General features: G+C 71.5%; 20 protein-coding genes. 11 read left to right on the forward strand and 9 right to left on the reverse strand.

Annotation, left to right across the window (positions count from 1 at the left end; translation table 11 throughout):
• Positions 1-13 precede the first annotated feature (13 nt).
• Positions 14-1,054 (forward strand): GlxA family transcriptional regulator, encoded by a 1,041-nt coding sequence (locus V5F67_RS02945; protein WP_394021080.1) that lies wholly within the window; start codon positions 14-16, stop codon positions 1,052-1,054.
• 82 nt (positions 1,055-1,136) lie between these two features.
• Here the strand turns inward: V5F67_RS02945 and pth are convergent, their stop codons facing one another.
• Positions 1,137-1,745: an aminoacyl-tRNA hydrolase gene (gene pth, locus V5F67_RS02950; protein ID WP_394021081.1), complete on the reverse strand. Its 609-nt coding sequence runs from the start codon at positions 1,743-1,745 to the stop codon at positions 1,137-1,139.
• A gap of 146 nt (positions 1,746-1,891) precedes the next feature.
• Positions 1,892-2,506, reverse strand: a complete 615-nt coding sequence (locus tag V5F67_RS02955; protein ID WP_394021082.1) for a 50S ribosomal protein L25/general stress protein Ctc — start codon at positions 2,504-2,506, stop codon at positions 1,892-1,894.
• A gap of 174 nt (positions 2,507-2,680) precedes the next feature.
• Between V5F67_RS02955 and V5F67_RS02960 the strand changes: the two genes are divergently transcribed.
• Positions 2,681-3,718 carry a c-type cytochrome gene (locus tag V5F67_RS02960; protein ID WP_394021083.1) on the forward strand — a complete coding sequence of 346 codons (1,038 nt, stop codon included), beginning with the start codon at positions 2,681-2,683 and terminating at the stop codon, positions 3,716-3,718.
• Positions 3,719-3,808: 90 nt separating this feature from the next.
• Here the strand turns inward: V5F67_RS02960 and V5F67_RS02965 are convergent, their stop codons facing one another.
• The 4 genes from V5F67_RS02965 to V5F67_RS02980 form a co-directional block, all read right to left on the reverse strand.
• On the reverse strand, positions 3,809-3,934 hold the full coding sequence (locus V5F67_RS02965; protein WP_394021084.1) for a hypothetical protein: 126 nt from the start codon (positions 3,932-3,934) through the stop codon (positions 3,809-3,811).
• A 99-nt stretch (positions 3,935-4,033) separates the two neighbouring features.
• Positions 4,034-4,756, reverse strand: a complete 723-nt coding sequence (locus V5F67_RS02970) for a hypothetical protein (protein ID WP_394021085.1) — start codon at positions 4,754-4,756, stop codon at positions 4,034-4,036.
• Between the two features lie 7 nt (positions 4,757-4,763).
• Complete coding sequence (locus tag V5F67_RS02975; RefSeq protein WP_394021086.1) at positions 4,764-5,708, reverse strand: hypothetical protein; 945 nt, start codon at positions 5,706-5,708, stop codon at positions 4,764-4,766.
• A 77-nt stretch (positions 5,709-5,785) separates the two neighbouring features.
• Complete coding sequence (locus V5F67_RS02980; protein ID WP_394021087.1) at positions 5,786-7,960, reverse strand: primosomal protein N'; 2,175 nt, start codon at positions 7,958-7,960, stop codon at positions 5,786-5,788.
• Positions 7,961-8,055: 95 nt separating this feature from the next.
• On the opposite strand from V5F67_RS02980, the gene obgE reads away from it, so the two are divergent.
• Positions 8,056-9,093 (forward strand): GTPase ObgE, encoded by a 1,038-nt coding sequence (gene obgE / locus V5F67_RS02985; RefSeq protein WP_394021088.1) that lies wholly within the window; start codon positions 8,056-8,058, stop codon positions 9,091-9,093.
• Positions 9,094-9,132: 39 nt separating this feature from the next.
• On the opposite strand, the gene V5F67_RS02990 is transcribed toward obgE, so the two are convergent.
• Positions 9,133-9,771, reverse strand: a complete 639-nt coding sequence (locus V5F67_RS02990; RefSeq protein ID WP_394021089.1) for a hypothetical protein — start codon at positions 9,769-9,771, stop codon at positions 9,133-9,135.
• A gap of 282 nt (positions 9,772-10,053) precedes the next feature.
• On the opposite strand from V5F67_RS02990, the gene proB reads away from it, so the two are divergent.
• The 8 genes from proB to V5F67_RS03030 all read left to right on the forward strand — a co-directional run bounded on the left by proB (position 10,054) and on the right by V5F67_RS03030 (position 16,485).
• On the forward strand, positions 10,054-11,178 hold the full coding sequence (proB, locus tag V5F67_RS02995; protein WP_394021090.1) for a glutamate 5-kinase: 1,125 nt from the start codon (positions 10,054-10,056) through the stop codon (positions 11,176-11,178).
• 175 nt (positions 11,179-11,353) lie between these two features.
• Positions 11,354-12,268 (forward strand): hypothetical protein, encoded by a 915-nt coding sequence (locus V5F67_RS03000; RefSeq protein ID WP_394021091.1) that lies wholly within the window; start codon positions 11,354-11,356, stop codon positions 12,266-12,268.
• A gap of 223 nt (positions 12,269-12,491) precedes the next feature.
• On the forward strand, positions 12,492-13,733 hold the full coding sequence (locus tag V5F67_RS03005) for a glutamate-5-semialdehyde dehydrogenase (RefSeq protein WP_394021203.1): 1,242 nt from the start codon (positions 12,492-12,494) through the stop codon (positions 13,731-13,733).
• Positions 13,730-14,401, forward strand: a complete 672-nt coding sequence (locus tag V5F67_RS03010) for a nicotinate-nucleotide adenylyltransferase (RefSeq protein WP_394021092.1) — start codon at positions 13,730-13,732, stop codon at positions 14,399-14,401. The genes V5F67_RS03005 and V5F67_RS03010 overlap by 4 nt, the downstream gene beginning before the upstream one ends.
• A gap of 138 nt (positions 14,402-14,539) precedes the next feature.
• Complete coding sequence (gene rsfS, locus V5F67_RS03015; protein ID WP_394021093.1) at positions 14,540-14,899, forward strand: ribosome silencing factor; 360 nt, start codon at positions 14,540-14,542, stop codon at positions 14,897-14,899.
• 13 nt (positions 14,900-14,912) lie between these two features.
• Positions 14,913-15,395, forward strand: coding sequence for a 23S rRNA (pseudouridine(1915)-N(3))-methyltransferase RlmH (rlmH, locus tag V5F67_RS03020; protein WP_394021094.1), 483 nt, complete (start codon positions 14,913-14,915; stop codon positions 15,393-15,395).
• A 141-nt stretch (positions 15,396-15,536) separates the two neighbouring features.
• A complete protein-coding gene (ykgO, locus tag V5F67_RS03025) occupies positions 15,537-15,662 on the forward strand; it encodes a type B 50S ribosomal protein L36 (RefSeq protein ID WP_013167868.1) in 126 nt (41 codons plus the stop codon).
• Positions 15,663-15,759: 97 nt separating this feature from the next.
• Positions 15,760-16,485, forward strand: a complete 726-nt coding sequence (locus V5F67_RS03030; protein ID WP_394021095.1) for a tetratricopeptide repeat protein — start codon at positions 15,760-15,762, stop codon at positions 16,483-16,485.
• Between the two features lie 54 nt (positions 16,486-16,539).
• On the opposite strand, the gene V5F67_RS03035 is transcribed toward V5F67_RS03030, so the two are convergent.
• Both V5F67_RS03035 and V5F67_RS03040 read right to left on the reverse strand, forming a co-directional pair.
• Entirely contained in the window at positions 16,540-17,034 is a 495-nt protein-coding gene (locus V5F67_RS03035; protein ID WP_394021096.1) for a DUF1036 domain-containing protein, read from the reverse strand.
• 184 nt (positions 17,035-17,218) lie between these two features.
• Positions 17,219-18,169, reverse strand: a complete 951-nt coding sequence (locus V5F67_RS03040) for a DMT family transporter (RefSeq protein ID WP_394021097.1) — start codon at positions 18,167-18,169, stop codon at positions 17,219-17,221.
• Positions 18,170-18,352: the final 183 nt, after the last annotated feature.

The raw sequence follows: 18,352 nt of genomic DNA on the forward strand, positions 1-18,352 counted from the left end.
CCCGGCAGCGCCCATGCCTGCCCCGTTGCCCGCCCCGCTGGCGGAAATCGCGCTGCTGCTCTATCCCGGCGCGCAGCTCGGCGCCGTCCATGGCCTGAGCGACCTGTTCTCGGTCGCCAACCTCATGGTGGCGCGCCGTCACGGCGCCGCGGCGCCGCGCATCCGTGTCAGCCATTGGCGCGGACGGGAGGACGGCACGGGCGCCGAACGGGTCTTCGACAGCGACCCCGGCGCGCCCGGCGAGCCGGATTTCATCGTCATGCCGCCGGCCGTCATCGCGCCGATCAGCAAGGAGGAGGCGGCGCCGCTGGCGCACTGGCTGCGCGCGCGCCACGAGCGCGGCGCGACGCTCGCCTCGGTCTGCGCCGGCGCGTTCCTGCTGGGCGAGACCGGCCTGCTGGAGGGGCGCGCCGCCACCACCCACTGGTTCTACGCCAACGATTTCGCCGAGCGGTTTCCCGATGTCCGCATGGACGCCGACAAGCTCGTCATCGACGACGGCGACCTCATCACGGCGGGCGGCCTGATGGCCTGGACGGACCTCGGCCTCAAGCTGGTGGACCGGCTGCTGGGGCCGACCGCGATGCTGGAGACCGCGCGCTTCCTGCTGGTCGATCCGCCCGGCCGCGAGCAGCGGCACTACAGCGTGTTCTCGCCCCGGCTGCGCCACGGCGACGCGGCGATCCTGAAGGTCCAGCACTGGCTGCAGGCGACCGGCGCCCGGGCGGCGACGCTCGAGGCGATGGCGCACAAGGCCGGGCTCGAGCCGCGGACCTTCCTGCGCCGCTTCCAGAAGGCGACCGGGCTGAAGCCCACCGAATACTGCCAGCACCTCCGGGTCGGCAAGGCGCGCGAGCTGCTGGAGACCACCACGCGCCCGGTCGATCAGATCGCGTGGGACGTGGGCTACGAGGACCCGGGCGCGTTCCGGAAGGTCTTCCTGAAGGTCACCGGGCTCGGCCCCCGCGCGTATCGCCAGCGTTTCGGGGTTGCGGCGGTCCGCGACAACGCGCCGGCCGAGGACGCGGAGGGCGCGCGGCCCGCGGCTCCGTAGCGCGCAGAGCGGAAAACGCTTTTTTCTTCCGATGATTAGAGGGGCGCCCGGCGCGGGTGATGCGCCGCCACGATGAGCGCGCTCAGCCCTTCTCGCCGACCCGCTTCGTGTCGGCGAAGCCCTGGGCCTCCAGGAACAGGTGCGCGCGGTTCTGGAATTCGTCCGTGCGCCCGGCGGCGAGCAGGTCGGCAAAATCGGCGCAGGCGTCGCACACCGCGTCCACCCAGCCCTTCTCGGACTTGGCGAAGTCGCCGAGCACGTAGGGCATCACCATCTGCTTGTCGCCGGGATGGCCGATGCCGAGCCGCACCCGCCAGTAGTCGTTGCCGCACTGGGCGGTGATGGACCTGAGCCCGTTGTGGCCGGCGTTGCCGCCGCCCTTCTTGAGCCGCACCTTGGCGGGCGGCAGGTCCAACTCGTCGTGGAACACGAACACCCGGTCGAGCGGGATCTTGTAGAAGCGCATGGCTTCCGAGACCGCGCGCCCGCTCTCGTTCATGTAGGTCTCGGGGAACAGGGCGATCACCTTCTCGCCGGCGATCTCGCCCTCCGCGGCCAGGGACTGGAAGCGGCGGCGCAGCGGCGCAAGACGGTGGCGGCGGCAGATGGCGTCGAGCGCCATGAAGCCCACATTGTGCCGGTTGCCGGCATATTTCGGCCCGGGATTGCCGAGCCCTGCGAGCAGGAACACGGGGGGCGGGCCTCCGGTGGCAGGGGGCGCGCCGGACGGCGTCCGGCTCAGCGCGTCGATCTCGGTGTGTCGATCTCAGTGCGTCAACACGCGGTGAGGGCCGGCCGGGCCAGGACCCGGCCGGAACTGCGTCAAGCCTCGGCCGCTCAGGCCTTGGGCTCTTCCTTCGCCGCCTCCTCGGCGTCGGCCTCCTTGAGGCCCGACGGCGCGACGATGGTGGCGAGCGTGTCGTCGCCATGGCCGGCCCAGGTCACGCCCGCCGGCAGCTTGATGCCGGACAGGTGGAAGCTGTCGCCGAAGCCGGCGCCGGTGAGGTCGACCTCGACGGCGTCCGGGATGGACTCCGCGGGGCACTCGAGCTCCACCGTGTGGGCCACCACGTTGAGGGTGCCGCCGCCCTTGAGGGCCGGGGACGCCTCCTGCTTGATGAAGTGGACCGGCACCTCGACGGTGACCGTCGCGCCCTTGGAGACGCGCAGGAAGTCCACGTGCAGGGGGAAGTCCTTCACCGGGTCGAGCTGGTAGTCGCGCGGGATCACCCGGTGCTTGGTCCCATCCACCTCGACCTCGAACAGCGTGGTGAGGAAGTGGCCGGCATAGATGATCTTGTTGATCTCGATGTGGTTCAGCGAGATCGTGATCGGCTCCTGCTTCTCGCCGTAGATCACGGCGGGCACGCGCCCGGCGCGGCGCTCGGCACGGGCGGCCCCCTTGCCGGCCCGCGGGCGCGCCACAGCCTTCAGTTCCTTGATGGCGGTCATGGCACTCGTCCTATTGCTGAAATGGTTCTAGAAAGGCGCACGGCCGCTCGCGCGGCCGCAGACATCCCGAGCGCCGGCACGCCTCCAGGGGGGCGCATGCCCGTGCGCGGGAAGGCGCGCTTATAGCCGCATGAGGGCGCGAAGGCAATGATGGCGGCACTTTGGAGGGAGGTCATGGGCTGGCGCGGGTGTTTTGGTCCGGCCGCCGTCCTCTTTCTGGCCTGCGGGCCGGCCTTCGCCCAGTCCGATCCCGCGGCGGCCGGCCAGGCCGAGGCGCTCGCCAAGGCCAACGCCCGCATCGCGGTGTGGGACCTGCCCCAGCTCGACATGCTGCCGGACGACGCATTCGGTCGGCTGGCGCGCTTCGGCCGCTCCATCGTCCTGGCCACGCCCCGCCACATCGGTCCGGATGCCGCCGACCCGGCCATGCGCTTTGCCGGCAACAATCTTGCCTGCGGCAACTGCCACCTGAACGCCGGCACCAAGAAGTTCGGCCTGCCGCTGGTCGCCGCCTCGGCCGACTATCCCGCCTATTCCTCCCGCTCGGGCGCGCCGGCCACCATCGAGGACCGGATCAACGGCTGCATGACGCGCTCCATGAACGGGCGGCCCATGCCGTCCGACGCCAAGCCCACGCGGGCCCTGGTGGCCTATCTGAAGGTGCTCGCCAGCGGCCTGCCCGCCGATGCGCGGATCGTCGGCGCGGGCGCCGGAGCCATCCCCGAGCTCGACCGGGCCGCTGATCCGGCCCGCGGCGCGCAGGTCTTCGCCCGGACCTGCGTCGTCTGCCATGGCTCCGAGGGGCAGGGGGTGCGCCGCAACGTGGCCGACGCCTCCTTCGGCTACGGCGTGCCGCCCTTGTGGGGGTCGGACAGCTTCAATGACGGCGCCGGCATGAACCGCCTCATCACGGCGGCGAACTTCATGCACGACAACATGCCGAACGGCACCTACTGGCTGATGCCGATCCTGGCGCCGGCGGACGCCTGGGACGTGGCCGCCTTCGTGCTGTCGAAGCCGCGGCCGGCGCGCGCGGGTGTCGACAGGGACTTCCCGGACCTGCTGCTGAAGCCGGTGGACACGGCCTATGGCCCCTATGCGGACGCGTTTTCCGCCGCCCAGCACAAATACGGCCCGTTCGCCCCCATCCGCGCCGCGATCGCGCGGCTGAAGGCCGAGAAGGGCAGCGTGCCCAATCCCAACGACAGGTGAGCCGGGGGCGCCGGGCGGACCGCGCTCTCACTTGACGGCAGGGAACGCGTGATCCGATCGTCTTGCGACGCAGGCCGGCCGGCGCGTGCCCTAGCGGGGCATGTCGGAGCTGCAGCTCTTGGGGGTGGACTGGCCGAACCAGTTGCCGCACTTGTCGCAGCCGGAAAGGCCGAGCGCGAGCGCGGCGACCACGGCAATCCTCACCATCGCGCGCATGGGCCTTCCGCTCCGCCGGTCCCGTGACAACGGCATCACCATAGTGCCCCGCGCGCGGAAGAAAAGCCCGCGCCGCGCGCCCGCCGGGGTCGATCCGTCCTAAGGCGACGTCCCGCCCGCCTGGAAGATCAGGGCGCCCATGCTGGTGAGCATGCCGCCGAGCACGCCGACGAACGCCATCACCACCAGAGCGCACAGCAGGCTGGAGCAGGCGCCCTTGCGCGGGGGCTCGGTCCGCGTCCAGCGGCCGAACACGGCCAGCGCGGCGAGCACCAGGCCGGCATAGAGCGAGAACTGGAGCACCCGGCCGACATCCACGGGCCCCACGGTCCTGTGGATCAGGTCGGCGAAGAAGGCGTAGGTCGGCTCGTCCTCTCCGCCCAGGAGATAGGTGAGCGCCGCCTCCAGGAAGAACAGGGCCGCGGACAGGAGGCTCACCGCCGCGAACAGGAACAGCCATTTCAGCATCAGCGCGCGGCTTTCGGGCGTGGGCAGCATGCCGGCCGCCCAGCGCGCCCACCATGCCTTGCTGTCCTGCGTGCCCTTGTCCAGATAGTCGGCGACGGCGCCGAGCCCGCTGGCGACCAGCGCCGGAATGCCGACGAGGCTCGCGCCGACGATGCCGAGCAGCGCGCCGCTGAGGTCGAAGGCGAGGAAGTGCGGGAAGGCGCTGATCACGGCGCAGGAGATGAACAGCACCGAGAGCGAGCCGCGCAGGGTGGCGCCCGGCTTGTCCGGCAGGCAGATGACGCAGACCGGCAGCCGCGCCGAGGTGACGACCGAACGGGTGGAGGGCAGGGCCTCCGCCAGGAACTCCTTCATGGCCGCCTCATCTCCAGCTCACGGGGAAGGTCTGGCGCCGGCCCCTGCCCGTCGCTTCGCCGTCGAGATCGACCACCTCGATCACCCAGGTGGTGCCGGCGCGGGCGCCGAGCGTGTCGGGCGGCGCGAAGGCGGCGCAGGCGCGGGTGCCGAGCGGGTAGGTATGGATCTGGCTTTCCACCGCGGCGAAGGCCGCGAACGTCTTCTTCTCCCGGTCATAGGCCTTCCTGAGGGTGGCCTGCCGGCTCTCCTTGGCAGGCGCGGCGTCCTGCGCCGGCGCGGCAACCGCCTTGCCGACGAAATAGCCGCGCAGGTCGAAGATCGACAGCGCCTCCTCCGCGACCACCGCGCCGGTGGGCACCGGCGGGCCGTCGGTGTCGGCGAGGAAGGCGGTGCGCCGGTTGCGGCGCTGCGCGTCGGTCCGCACGCAGCCGTCGGTCGGGCTCGCATAGCGGATATGGTAGGCGTAGATCATGTTGGAGTTGGACGTGGTGCGCAGGTGGTAGTCGATGAACTCGTCCACGCTCGCCGACTGGGCGATGGTGTAGTCGCGCGGCAGCAGGGTGATCACGAAGCCGCATGAATTGCGGGCCAGCGGCCGTCGCATGGTCACGGTGCGCGCCGGGGGCTCCTGCGCTTCGCGCGCCACCGGGCGCGAGATGCGCACCGCGAGCGCGCCCTGCGACCGTTCGCGCGGCGCGGTGCTGCGGCCCACATAAGCGAGCTGCACCACCTGGTCGGGATCGAGCGGCGCGCCGTTGACGCGGCGCCATTCGCCGTCGGTCCACTTCGCCAGCAGGACGGAAGGCCCGCTGCCGGCGCGCGCCAGCGCGGCGTCGGGGCAGTCGGCCCGGGCGGCATCGAGGCCACCGGGCAGGAGGGTGATCGAGCAGGCGAGCCCGGCTTCGAGAAGCCTGCGCGCACGCATGGGAATGAACCGCGCCAGCCGCATTCGAGCCTCCAAGTGCAGAGGTGCGCAACTGGGTCCAGTTTAAAGTTGTGTTATAAAAAAATACAACCATTTACTCTTCACAGGAAGCTCTGCGGATCCACGTCGATCGCCACCCGCACATTGCCCTTGGGGCGTGGCGCCACCGCGCGCCAGGCCCTGAGGTAGGCCGAGAGGTCGAAGGCGCGCGGCGCGCGGGCGAGCAGCCGCCAGCGGTGGCGGCCGCGCAGCACCGCGAGCGGCGCCTCGGCCGGGCCGAGGACGCGCACTTCGGGCGAGATCGGCGCCGAGGCGGCGAGCTTCCGGGCATGCGCCTCCGCCGCGATCGCCTCGCTCGCCGAGACGACGAGGCTCGCCATGCGCCCGAAGGGCGGCAGCATGGCCTCCTGCCGGGCGGCGATCTCGCTCTCGTAGAAGGCGGCCCGGTCGCCCTTCACCAGCGCCCGCATCACCGGGTGCTCCGGCATGTGGGTCTGCACGAAGCCGCGCCCCTCCGCCGCCCCGCGCCCGGCGCGCCCGGCCACCTGGTGCACCAGCTGGAAGGTGCGCTCGGCGGCGCGCGGGTCGCCGTGGCCGAGGCCGACATCCGCGTCCACCACGCCCACGAGGGCGAGGCCGGGGAAGTTGTGGCCCTTGGCGACGAGCTGGGTGCCGACCACCACGTCCACCTCGCCCTTCGCCACCGCGTCGAGCTCCGCCCGCATGCGCTCGACGCCGCCCAGGAGGTCGGAGGAGAGCACCAGCGTGCGCGCGGCGGGGAACAGCGCGTTCACCTCCTCCTGGAGCCGCTCGACGCCGGGGCCGACCGGGACCAGGCTGTCCTTCTCGCCGCAGGCCGGACAGGCGTCCGGAACCGGCGCCTGGTAGCCGCAATGGTGGCAGGTGAGGCGGCGGCGATAGCGGTGCTCCACCAGCCACGAGGTGCAGGAAGGGCAGCGCATGCGGTGCCCGCACGAGCGGCAGAGGGTGAGCGGCGCATAGCCGCGCCGGTTGAGGAACAGGAGCGCCTGCCCGCCCGCCTCCAGCGTGTGGTTGATCTCCGCTTCGAGGCGCGGGGCGATCCAGCGCCCGCGCGGCGGGCCTTCCTTGCGCAGGTCGATGGGGGTCAGCGCCGGCACCTTGGCGCCGCCGAAGCGCACCGGCAGCGCGAGGCGGTTGTAGCGCCCGCGCCGGGCGTTCACCTCGGTCTCGATGGAGGGCGTCGCCGAGGCCAGCACGATCGGGCAGGCGCAGAGCCGGGCCCGCACCACCGCCATGTCGCGGGCGTGGTAGCAGACGCCGTCCTCCTGCTTGTACGCCGGGTCGTGCTCCTCGTCGACGATGGCGAGGCCGAGGTCGCGGAACGGCAGGAACAGCGCCGAGCGCGCCCCCGCCACCACCTTCACGGCGCCGGACGCCACCTCGTTCAGGATGCGCGCGCGCCGGCGCGTGGAGACGCCGGAATGCCATTCCGCCGGCTTCACGCCGAAGCGGGCGTGAAACCGCTCCAGGAACGCCTGGGTGAGGGCGATCTCCGGCAGCAGGATCAGCGCCTGCCGGCCCCGCCGGATCGCCTCGGCCACCGCCTCGAAATAGACCTCGGTCTTGCCGGAGCCGGTGACGCCGTCCAGCAGGTGCACCGCGAAGGCACGGGCGTCGACCGCCTGCCGAAGCACCTGGGCCGCCGCGTCCTGGGCCTCGGACAGCGCGACGGCCGCATGGTCCGGGTCGGGCGGGTAGGCGGCGGGCTCGGGCGGCAGCACCACCGTCTCCAGCGCGCCGTCGTCCACCAGCCCGTCCACCACCGAGGGCGAGACGCCGCCCTCGCGCGCGGCCTCGCTCTTGCCGCGCACGAAGCCGTCCGAGAGCAGCGCCAGCAGGCGCGCGCGCGCCGCCGTCATGCGCTCGGGCTTGGCTCCGGTGGCGCGCACGCCGACGCGCTCGCGGCCGGCGCCGGGCGCCTCGCCGTGGCGCAACGCCATGCGCAGCACCATGCCGCGCGGGGCGAGGGTGTAGTCCGCCATCCAGTCGATGAGCTTCATCAGGTCGGGCGGCAGCGGCACGTAGTCGAGCTTCGCCTTCACCGCCTTGAGCTTGCCGGTATCCACGGTCTGCGGCGCGCCCGTGCGCGGCCACACCACCCCGACCATGCCCTTGGTGGCCAGCGGCACGTGGACGAGGTCGCCGGGGGCGACCTCCATGCCCTCGGGCAGGAGGTAGGAATAGGGGGCGTCGAGGCCGAGGGGGAGCAGGACGTCGACGGTGCGCGGGCTCATGGCCTCTTGTGATCCGCCGCGCCGGAAACGTCAAAGGGGAGCGCCTGCGGCCGCCGCCCCTTGCGTTCGGGCGGGCGCGCGTCTACCTCGAGCCCATGAAATTCCTCGATCAGGCCAAGGTCTATGTGCGCTCCGGCGATGGCGGGGCGGGGTGCGTCTCGTTCCGGCGCGAGAAGTTCATCGAGTTCGGCGGGCCCGACGGCGGCGACGGCGGGCGCGGCGGCGACGTGTGGATCGAGTGCGTCGACGGCCTCAACACGCTCATCGACTACCGCTACCAGCAGCATTTCAAGGCCAAGAAGGGCGACCACGGCAAGGGCGCCAACCGCACCGGCGCCAAGGGCGCCGACGTGGTGCTGAAGGTGCCCGCCGGCACCGAGATCCTGGACGAGGACGAGGAGACGGTGCTCGCCGACCTCACCGAGGTGGGCCAGCGCATCAAGCTGCTGGAAGGCGGCAATGGCGGCTTCGGCAACGCCCAGTTCAAGACCTCCACCAACCAGGCGCCGCGCCGCGCCAATCCCGGCCTCGAAGGCCAGGAGAAGTGGATCTGGCTGCGCCTGAAGCTGATCGCCGACGCCGGCCTCGTCGGCCTGCCCAATGCCGGCAAGTCCACCTTCCTCGCCGCCACCACGGCGGCCAAGCCCAAGATTGCCGACTATCCCTTCACCACGCTGCATCCCGGCCTCGGCGTGGTGCGGGTGGACGGGCGCGAGTTCGTGCTCGCCGACATTCCCGGCCTGATCGAGGGCGCGCACGAGGGGGTGGGCATCGGCGACCGCTTCCTCGGCCATGTGGAGCGCTGCCGGGTGCTGCTGCATCTGGTGGACGGCACCAGCGAGCACGCGGGCAAGGCCTACAAGGTGGTGCGCGCGGAGCTGGAGGCCTATGGCGGCGGCCTCGCCGAGAAACCGGAGATCGTCGCCTTGTCCAAGGTGGACGCGCTCGCCCCGGAGCTGCTGAAGCAGCAGAGGGAGCGCCTGAAGCGCGCCGCCAAGAAGACGCCGCTCCTGCTCTCCGCCCAGTCGGGGCAGGGTGTGCAGGAGGCGCTGCGGGCGCTGCTGGCGGTGATCGAGGAGGCGCGCGGCGCCGAGACCGAGGCGGCCAAGGCCGCCGTTCCCTGGCGGCCCTGACCGGCTTTCGAGCGCCCGCGCGCTGCGTCCGGGCGCTCCTCAGCGCGTGAGCGCGCCGCGGCAGCCGGGCGAGAGCCGCGGCATGTTGGCGGCGAGGCAGGTGGCGATGTTGCCCCGGCCGAGCGGCACGCCCTGGCAGAAGGCGCGGACGTCGGCGCCGCAGAAGCGGCGCACCAGCACGATCTCCTGGCGCGGCGACAGCACGATCACGGTCGGCGGCGAAGCGGCCGGCGCCGCGACCGGCGGGGGTGTCCCCACGGGCGGCTTCGCCGGCTTCGGCGCGGCCGCCGTCGCCGGCTTCGACGGGGTCTTCGGGGCCGTGGTCGCCGGGGCGGTGGCGGGCGTCGCCGTCGTCGGCGCGGCGGCCGGTGCGGTCGCCGCAGGGGCGGGTGCCGCCGGCTTCGGCGCGGCTGCCGCGGGCGCGCCGCCGATGGCGTTCACCGCGCTCTGGCAGGCCGCCGAAAGCTTCGCCACGTTCTTCTGCAGGCAGGCGAGCGCCGCCTGCCCGCCCGGCGAGACGCCGGAGCAGTTGGCGCGGAAGTCCGACTGGCACGAGGCCCTGAGCGCCTGCTGCTGGGCGCTGGTCGGCGACTGCGCCGCTGCGCCGCCGGCCACGAGAAGCGTCGCCGCCAGCGCCGAAGCGCGGACGCCGGTCCGGATCACCGTGCGAATGGTCAAGGTCGCCTCCTCCCGTTCTCCGTGCGCCGGCCCCCCTTCGGAGGCCTTCCCGGCGCATCCTGGCCCGCTTCGCATGAGCCTGTCCGGCAAGACCGCATGTGCGCGGGCGAATCAACGGCTCTTTCTGTCCGCATCGGCCGTGGCTGCGGCCTCCCGGCCGGCGGGGTGCCGTCATCGCGGCCAAGGCGGGCTTGGACTTCGCCGCTCCGATGGCCTATGCCGTGCTCCCGCCACGGGCGCGCCGCCCGCCGCACCGATTCCATCAGCCCCGTGCCCACTGCCATGACCGCCCCCTCCCTCGCCGATTTCCGCCGCATCGTCATCAAGGTCGGCTCCGCCCTCATCGTCGATTCGGCGCGTGGCAAGGTGCGGCTGCCGTGGCTTACGGCGCTGGTGGAGGACATCGGCGCGCTCCATGCCAAGGGCTGCGACGTGCTGGTGGTCTCCTCCGGCGCCATCGCGCTCGGGCGCACCGTGCTCGGCCTGCCCAAGGGGCCGCTGAAGCTGGAGGACAGCCAGGCCGCCGCCGCCGTGGGCCAGATCGCGCTCGCCCGCACCTGGGCCGAGACCCTCTCCCACGAGGGCGTCACCGCCGGGCAGGTGCTGCTGACGCTGGGCGACACCGAGGAGCGGCGCCGCTACCTCAACGCCCGCTCGACGCTGGCGCGGCTGCTCGATTTCCGCGCCGTGCCGATCATCAACGAGAACGACACGGTGGCCACCACCGAGATCCGCTACGGCGACAACGACCGCCTCGCCGCCCGCGTCGCCACCATGGCGAGCGCGGACCTGCTGGTGCTGCTGTCCGACATCGACGGGCTCTATACCGCCCCGCCGGCCCAGGATGCCGGCGCGGCGCACATTCCCGTAGTGCCGCGCATCACGGCGGAGATCGAGGCGATGGCGGGGGGCGCCGGCTCGGAGCTGTCGCGCGGCGGCATGCGCACCAAGATCGAGGCCGGCAAGATCGCCACCGCCGCCGGCACCCACATGGTGATCGCCTCCGGCCACGGGAAGAACCCGCTGAAGCGCATCCTGGACGGCGGGCGCTGCACCTGGTTCCTCACCTCCGCCAATCCGGCGCGGGCGCGCAAGAACTGGATCGGCGGCGCCCTGGAGCCGCGCGGCGTGCTGCATCTCGACGCCGGCGCGGTGGCGGCGCTGCGGCGCGGGTCGAGCCTGCTGCCGGCCGGCGTGGTGCGGGTGGAAGGGGTGTTCGAGCGCGGCGACGCGGTGGTGCTGCGCGGCCCCGACGGCGCCGAGATCGGCCGCGGCCTCGTCGCCTACGACGCCGACCACGCCGAGCGCATCCGCGGCCGCTCCACCGCCGACATCGAGGCCCTGCTCGGCATCAAGGGCCGCGCCGAGATGGTGCACCGGGACGACCTGGCCCTCGGGGCGGGGTGAGGGGGTATTCACCCATTCCGCAGTGCTTGAATCTATTCCCAATAGGTTTTCTAGACACGACGTAACATCTTAAGATACCTCTCGAACCTGCTGGTCGTAAGGCGGTAACCAGAGAAACTGGCCAACTGCCTTTTGGGGCGGGATCGCTATGCAATATCATGTCAGGCTTCCAGTCGTGGAGACATTGAATCTTACATTGCGTTGGTTCCGTTTCATATTACGACAGCATTCGAAGCTGGCTCTGGTTTATTTTTTTATTCTATGGGGCATGCAGTCACTAGCGGCAGTGTCGCTACCTTTCTTCATTCATTTCAATATACAATTCAACAAGTCTCAAATGCGCATTTTTATAGGGTCAGATGCGCTGTACGCGGGGCTTGCCGTGTTCCTGTTTCTGATCATCCACAATGAAGTTTTGCGGGGTCCCGCCGGCTTCGACCGGGCGACCATGGGGCGGCTTGGGTCGCGCGCTTTCGGCTACCTCTTCGACGGCCTTCTGATACTCACTTTCGTCACGCTGTTCTCAGCCGTAGCAGGCCTTTCCATTGCCGCTCTCCTGAATTGGATCTTGGATCCCAAGTTTGTTGGAGGTGCAATTTCTGAAGCCTTTGGCATTGCGGGAGCCATTCTCGTCGCGGTCGCCATGACGGCTCGCCTCACGCTGCGCTTGCCTTCGCGAGCCATCGGACGTGCGCTCCCATGGCCGGATGTCTGGCGAATGGGGCGGGGGAATACGGTTCGCCTGCTGGCAGGAATGCTCGTTCCAGTGATTTCGATCGTAATGGTGGTGGTTGCCGTTGTGGCCCCGGTGGAAGCGCTGTCTCCGCCCGCGCCGCCCGCTCGCGGCCCGGTACAATTGGTGTCCTTTCGGCCAAACGAGGCATTGCGGACTGAACCGGCGGCTTTCCAGATGCCGGTGCCTCCGTCTTGGTCCGAGCCGGATGTCGCGTTCGCCCCGGCGATGTTCGTGTCATTGATCTGGGCCCTCGGCGGTACGTTGCAGACCATCATCCTTTGCATCTTCTTCTCGATCGCCTATGGGCACCTGGAGGACAATTTGGCTCCGGAGCGGGACGAATGGGGGTACTGAATCAAGCTTGGTTACGTCTTCACGCGAAGTTCTAAAGCGTCCACCCGCCGTTGCGCCCGCCTGTCCCATCGCCTATCTGCAGTTCTTGGACGTAAGGCCCGCAATAGCGGGTCCTCCCCTTCATTCCCTGCGAGACACCGCCATGCCTTCCGCCGCCGCCGCCCGAGCCGACCACCCCGCCGATGCGGGCCGGTCCGTGCCGCCGGCCGACCTCGGCGCGTTCATGCTGGAAATGGGCCGCAGGGCCCGCGCCGCCGCGCGCGCGCTGGCGCTCGCCGATCCCGCCGCCAAGACCGCGGCGCTGAAGGCCGCCGCCGCCGCCATCCGCGCCGGCGCGGCCGACATCCTCGCCGCCAACGCCGAGGATGTGGCCGCGGCGAAGGCTGCCGGCATGACCGGCTCGTTCCTCGACCGGCTGACGCTGACCCCGGCCCGCATCGAGGCCATGGCCGAGGGCATCGACACCGTGGCCGCCCTTCCCGACCCCGTGGGCGAGGTGGTGGACCGCTGGACCCGCCCCAACGGCCTCGTCATCGAGCGCGTGCGCACCCCCATCGGCGTGGTCGGCGTGATCTATGAGAGCCGGCCCAACGTGACGGCGGACGCCGCCGCGCTCTGCCTGCGCGCCGGCAACGCGGTGATCCTGCGCGGCGGCTCCGACAGCCTGAGGAGTTCCGCCGCCATCCACCGCGCCTTGGTCGCCGGCCTTGCGGCCGAGGGCCTGCCGGCGGACGCGGTCCAGCTGGTGCCGGTGGCCGACCGCGACGCGGTGGGCCACATGCTCGCCGGCCTCGACGGCACGGTGGACGTGATCGTGCCGCGCGGCGGCAAGAGCCTCGTCGCCCGGGTGCAGTCCGACGCGCGGGTGCCGGTGTTCGCCCATCTCGACGGCATCAACCACGTCTTCATCGACAAGGCCGCCGATCTCGACATGGCGAAGTCCGTGGTGCTGAACGCCAAGATGCGCCGCACCGGCGTGTGCGGCGCCGCCGAGACGCTGCTGGTGCACGAGGACGCGGCGCCGACCCACCTGGGGCCGCTGGTCGAGATGCTGATCGACGCCGGCTGCGCGGTGCGCGGCGACGCGGCGGTGCAGGCGGTCGATCCCCGCGTCAGCCCCGCCACGGCGGAGGACTGGGATACGGAGTACCTGGATGCCATCATCGCCGCGAAGGTGGTGGGCAGCCTGGACGAGGCCATCGCCCATATCGACGCCCATGGCTCGCACCACACCGACAGCATCGTCACCCGGGACCAGACGTCGGCGGACCGGTTCCTGAGCGAGGTGGATTCGGCCATCGTCCTGCACAATGCGTCGACCCAGTTCGCCGACGGCGGCGAGTTCGGCTTCGGCGCCGAGATCGGCATCGCCACCGGCCGCATGCACGCCCGCGGGCCGGTGGGCGCCGAGCAGCTCACCTCCTTCAAGTACCGCGTCCACGGCCAGGGCCAGACCCGGCCGTGACCGCCGCTCCGGTGCGCGCGCGGCCGATCGAGCCCTTGAGCCGGCGCGCCGCCCGCCGCCTGCCGCTGGCGACGCCGGGCCTCCGGGTGGGGCTGTTCGGCGGCTCCTTCAACCCCGCCCACGGGGCGCACCGGGCGGCGAGCCTGCTGGCGCTCCATCGCCTGCGGCTGGACCGGGTGTGGTGGCTGGTGACGCCGGGCAACCCGCTGAAGAACAACGCCGATCTGCCAAGCGTCGAGGCGCGGGTGGCCTGCGCCCGCGCCGTGGCCCGCCACCCGCGCATCGACGTCACCGCGTTCGAGGCGGATTACGGCCTCGGCTATTCCTACCAGACCGTGCGCCTGCTGACGGCGCGGATGCGCGAGGTGCGCTTCGTCTGGATCATGGGCGCCGACAACCTGGCGCGCTTCGACCGCTGGCAGCGCTGGCGCGAGATCGCCGACCTCGTGCCCATCGCGGTGGTGGACCGCATGGGCGACAGCCTCGCCGCCACCGCCTCGCGCGCCGCCCAGGCGCTCGGGCGCTACCGCATCGAGGAGAGCGACGCCCCGCTATTGGCGAACCTTTCCCCGCCCGCCTGGGTATTTCTCCACGGGCTGAAATCCCCTGTGTCTTCAACGCAGATCCGGGCCTTGCGGCAGCGCGGCGCGCCCGCCGCCGCGGCCTGAGATCGAGCAACCCTTGAAAATTCGTTGATTTGCCTGCATTCTATGGATGCGCGCGCGGGTGCGGCCACCCGCGGCCATGCGAACGCGAGAGGAACCGGACCCCTGTCCACGACGGCTCTTTCGGCGGCCGCCCCGATCATGGCGCCCGCCCCGCTCTCCGAAGCGCTTGACGCGGAGGAGATGCTCGCCCTCGTCAAAGCCCGGCTCGAAGACGACAAGTCCGAGGACATCGTCTCCATCGACCTGCGCGGCAAGACGTCCATCGCCGACTTCATGGTGATCGCCTCCGGCCGCTCCCAGCGGCACGTGGGCGCCATCGCCGAGCACCTCATCGAGGCGCTGAAGCAGGCGGGCGTCAAAGGCGTCAGGATCGAGGGCCAGCCGGCCTGCGACTGGGTGCTGATCGACGCGAATGACGTGATCGTGCACATCTTCCAGCCCGAGGTCCGCAGCTTCTACAATATCGAGAAGATGTGGTCGGGCCCCGCCCGCGCCTGAGCAGGGAAGAGGGGTGCGTCTCGTCCTCGCCTGTGTCGGCCGGCTGAAGGCCGGGGCCGAGCGCGAGCTCGTGACGCGCTATCTGGACCGCGCCCGCGCCGGCGGCCGGCAGGTGGGCTTCACCCAGGTCGACATGGTGGAGATCGGCGAATCCATCGCCCGCCGTCCCGAGGACCGCATGGCCGAGGAGGGCGCCGCCTTGGTGGCTTCTTTCCCGCCCGATGCCGCCCTGGCGATCCTCGATCCGCGCGGCCAGAACCTGTCGAGCGAGGCCTTCACCGGCTGGGTGCGCGAGCGGCGCGACGACGGTGCGTCCTGTCTGTGCCTGGTCATCGGCGGCGCCGACGGGCTGAGCGGCCAGGTGCGCAGCCGCGCCGGGCTGCTTCTGGCCTACGGCGCCGCGACCTTCCCCCACCAGCTGGTGCGGGTGATGGCGGCCGAGCAGCTCTATCGCGCCGTCACCATCCTGTCCGGGCACCCCTATCACCGCGCCTGAGCGCCGGCGCAGGCGGCCCGGGGAGGGTTCGCGCCATTGACAGGACGCGCGCGCCCCCGTATCACGCCCGCTCGATCCATCAAGAAAGGTGTCGACGAGCCGCGCGGCATGCGCGCCGCGGTCGGCCGAAGGCTGGTTACCATGAAGATCCGCAACTCGCTGAAGTCGCTGCTCGGCCGTCACCGGGACAATCGCCTGGTGCGCCGCAAGGGCCGCGTCTACATCATCAACAAGACCCAGAAGCGCTTCAAGGCGCGCCAGGGCTGATCCGCGCACGCCGGCATCGCCGGATCGTGACCGGTCGGGGATCGCCCCCTTCTTTCTGCCCGTTGACGAAAGGCGGCCGACGCTCGACACTTTTTCCATGAGTGTCGAGACCGTGCCGCCTATTCGCGTTACCGCGCCCGCCCGCACAGGTGCCCGGCGCGCCGGCGTCCTGCTGGCGCTGGCCCTTTTGGCCGGACCCTTGGCCGGACCGGCCTACGCCCAGTCGCCGGGGCCATCGCAATCGCGGCCCGATACCGGGGGGCCGGCACCAAACGCCGGCGGCAAGTCCGATAAGTCCGACAAGGCCGCCGAGGCGCCCCGCCCCCGCCTGCCGAAGGACAAGCGCACCCAGCTCGAAGGCCTGTTCGCCGCGCTCAAGGTGGCGCCGGACGAGCGCTCCTCCAAGCAGATCGCCGACCGGCTGGAGGCCATCTTCGCCGATTCCGGCTCGCCCAGCTGCGACATCCTCATGGCCCGCGCCTTGGCGGCGGCGGACGCCAAGCAGTACGATCTCGCGCTCGAGCTGCTCGACCAGGTGATCCTGATCGAGCCCGATTATATCGGCGCCATCAGCAAGCGGGCGACGCTGCGCTACATGAAGGACGACTATGCCGGCGCGCTCGCCGACCTGCGCGAGGTGATCGCCCGCGAGCCGCGCCACTACGCCTCCATGTACGGGCTCGCCCTGATCTTCCGCGATCTCGGCGACGACACGCGCGCGCTCGACGCGGTGCGCCGGGCGCGGGCGGTCAATCCGCGCATCGACGGCTCGGAGGACCTGGAAGATCAGCTCACCGTGAAGGTGGAAGGCCGGCAGATCTGACCCGCCGCCGGCATCCGGCGACCTCGGGACGCGCAGGTCAGGGCTTCTTCGGCGTCAGGGCTTCTTCGGCGGCGGCAGCGGCAGCGGCGCGGCGGCCTGGGGCGGCGGCTTCGACTGGTTCGCCTCCGTCAACTGCACGGTCCAGGACTTCTGCTGCTGGGTGTCCACCTCGAAGAAGCCGGTGCGCTCGAAGCCGCGCGCCAGGCAGTCCTCGGCGCCGCGGATGGTGAACTCCTTTTCCCGCGTGCACATGTGGACCTTGCCTGCCCACTCGCCGCCCTGGTCGTAGTCCACGGCATAAAGGTAATAGAAGCGCGCCGGCAGGTCGCCGCGCAGCAGCGTCTCGCAGCTGTTGGCGCTCACGTTCCACCAGCCCTCGGTGAGCCAGCTGTCGCCCTCCTTGTAGCCGATGGCGATGCCGATGCGGCTCTGGGTCCGGTTGCACAGGCGGAAGTCCGCCTGCGCCGCCGCCGGCCACAGCGCGAGCGCCAGGGCCGCCAGCGCGGCAAGGCGGCGCGTCGCGATGAGGCGCGTCGCAGCGCGTCGCATCGCAAGGCGGCCCAGGGGCAGGCCGGCACGCAGCGCAGAGAGGGTTTTGCCGAGGAAGCCGGGCGACATCATTCCGCGTTCGATGGACCCATGGTCGCTCACATGACCGTTCAAGATCGCCTGCGGCACCGGCCTTGCCGATGCCGTGTGGGGTGGATTTGTGTGCCCGCCTTGGGCAGCCGCGTCAATGCTCGGTGTGCGCGCTCCGGTCTGGACCGGCATCGGGGCGCGAGGATGGCGGCGGGCGCGGCCGGGCGACGAGGAGGCCCGCCACCACCAGGGCCGCCCCCAGCGCCTGGACCAAGCTGAGGCCCTCGCCGAGGAACAGCGCCCCGAGCGCGGCCGCCGCGACCACCTCCAGGAAGAACACCAGCGAGCCGAACACCGGCGGCACCGCGGCGAGGCCGACCGAGACCAGGCCGAGGCCGCCCACCTGGCTCACCAGCGCCAGCGCCAGCAGGGCCGCGGCTCCGGTCGCCGAGGCCGGCCAGAGCGTGGGCTCCAGCGCCAGCGCCACCACCAGCAGCGCGAGGCTGGTGACGGCGGTGGAGACCAGGGTCACGGCGGCGGGGCCGGCATCGCGGCGGGCGGCGCGGATGGCGAGGAAATAGCCGGCGAAGAACAGGGCGGTCACGAGACCGGCGGCATCGCCCGCGAGCCGGTCCGGGTCGAGCTGCCAGCTCTCCCCCACCAGGGCCAGCGCGCCGGCGGCGCACAGTGCCAGCCCCGCCAGGCTCCGGGCCGAGACGCGGGCGCGCAGCACCAGGGCGGCATAGAGCGTCACCCAGAGCGGCGAGGTGGTGGCGAGGACGGTGGCGTTGGCGACGCTGGTGCCGAGTATGGCGAGGTGCCAGAAGACGAGGTCCCCGGCGAAGAACAGCCCCGCCGCGACGCTTGCGCGCGGAACCGCTCCGGACGTTCGGCTCGGCGCCCGATCCTGGCGCGGCGGCGCCTTGTGTGACAGAGCGGCCCAGGCGGCGAGCGCCGGAAGCGCGAGCGCGGCGCGCCAGAAGGCGCTGGCGAACGGCCCCACGTCGGCGAACCGCACGAACAGGACGGAGGCGCCCATGGCGAAGGCGCCGAGGACGAGGGCGGCGATGCCGAAGGCGAGGCGGGGCGGCGGCTGGGCACTCATGGCGTCGGGTCGGCGGGCGTCTGCGGCAGGCGCGTAGGTGGGGCGGCGGAAGGCTCGCACGCCGCCGTCCGCGGCGAAAGCGGGTAGCGGGGCGCGGCCCTGCGGCGGGCACGCGTGGAAAGCGGGGACGCATCCTTGACGGCGCGCCTATGGGGGGCCTCTATCGACGGCTCACAGTTTGAG

The sequence above is a fragment of the Xanthobacter pseudotagetidis genome, from assembly GCF_043194795.2.
GTDB lineage: Bacteria > Pseudomonadota > Alphaproteobacteria > Rhizobiales > Xanthobacteraceae > Xanthobacter > Xanthobacter tagetidis_A.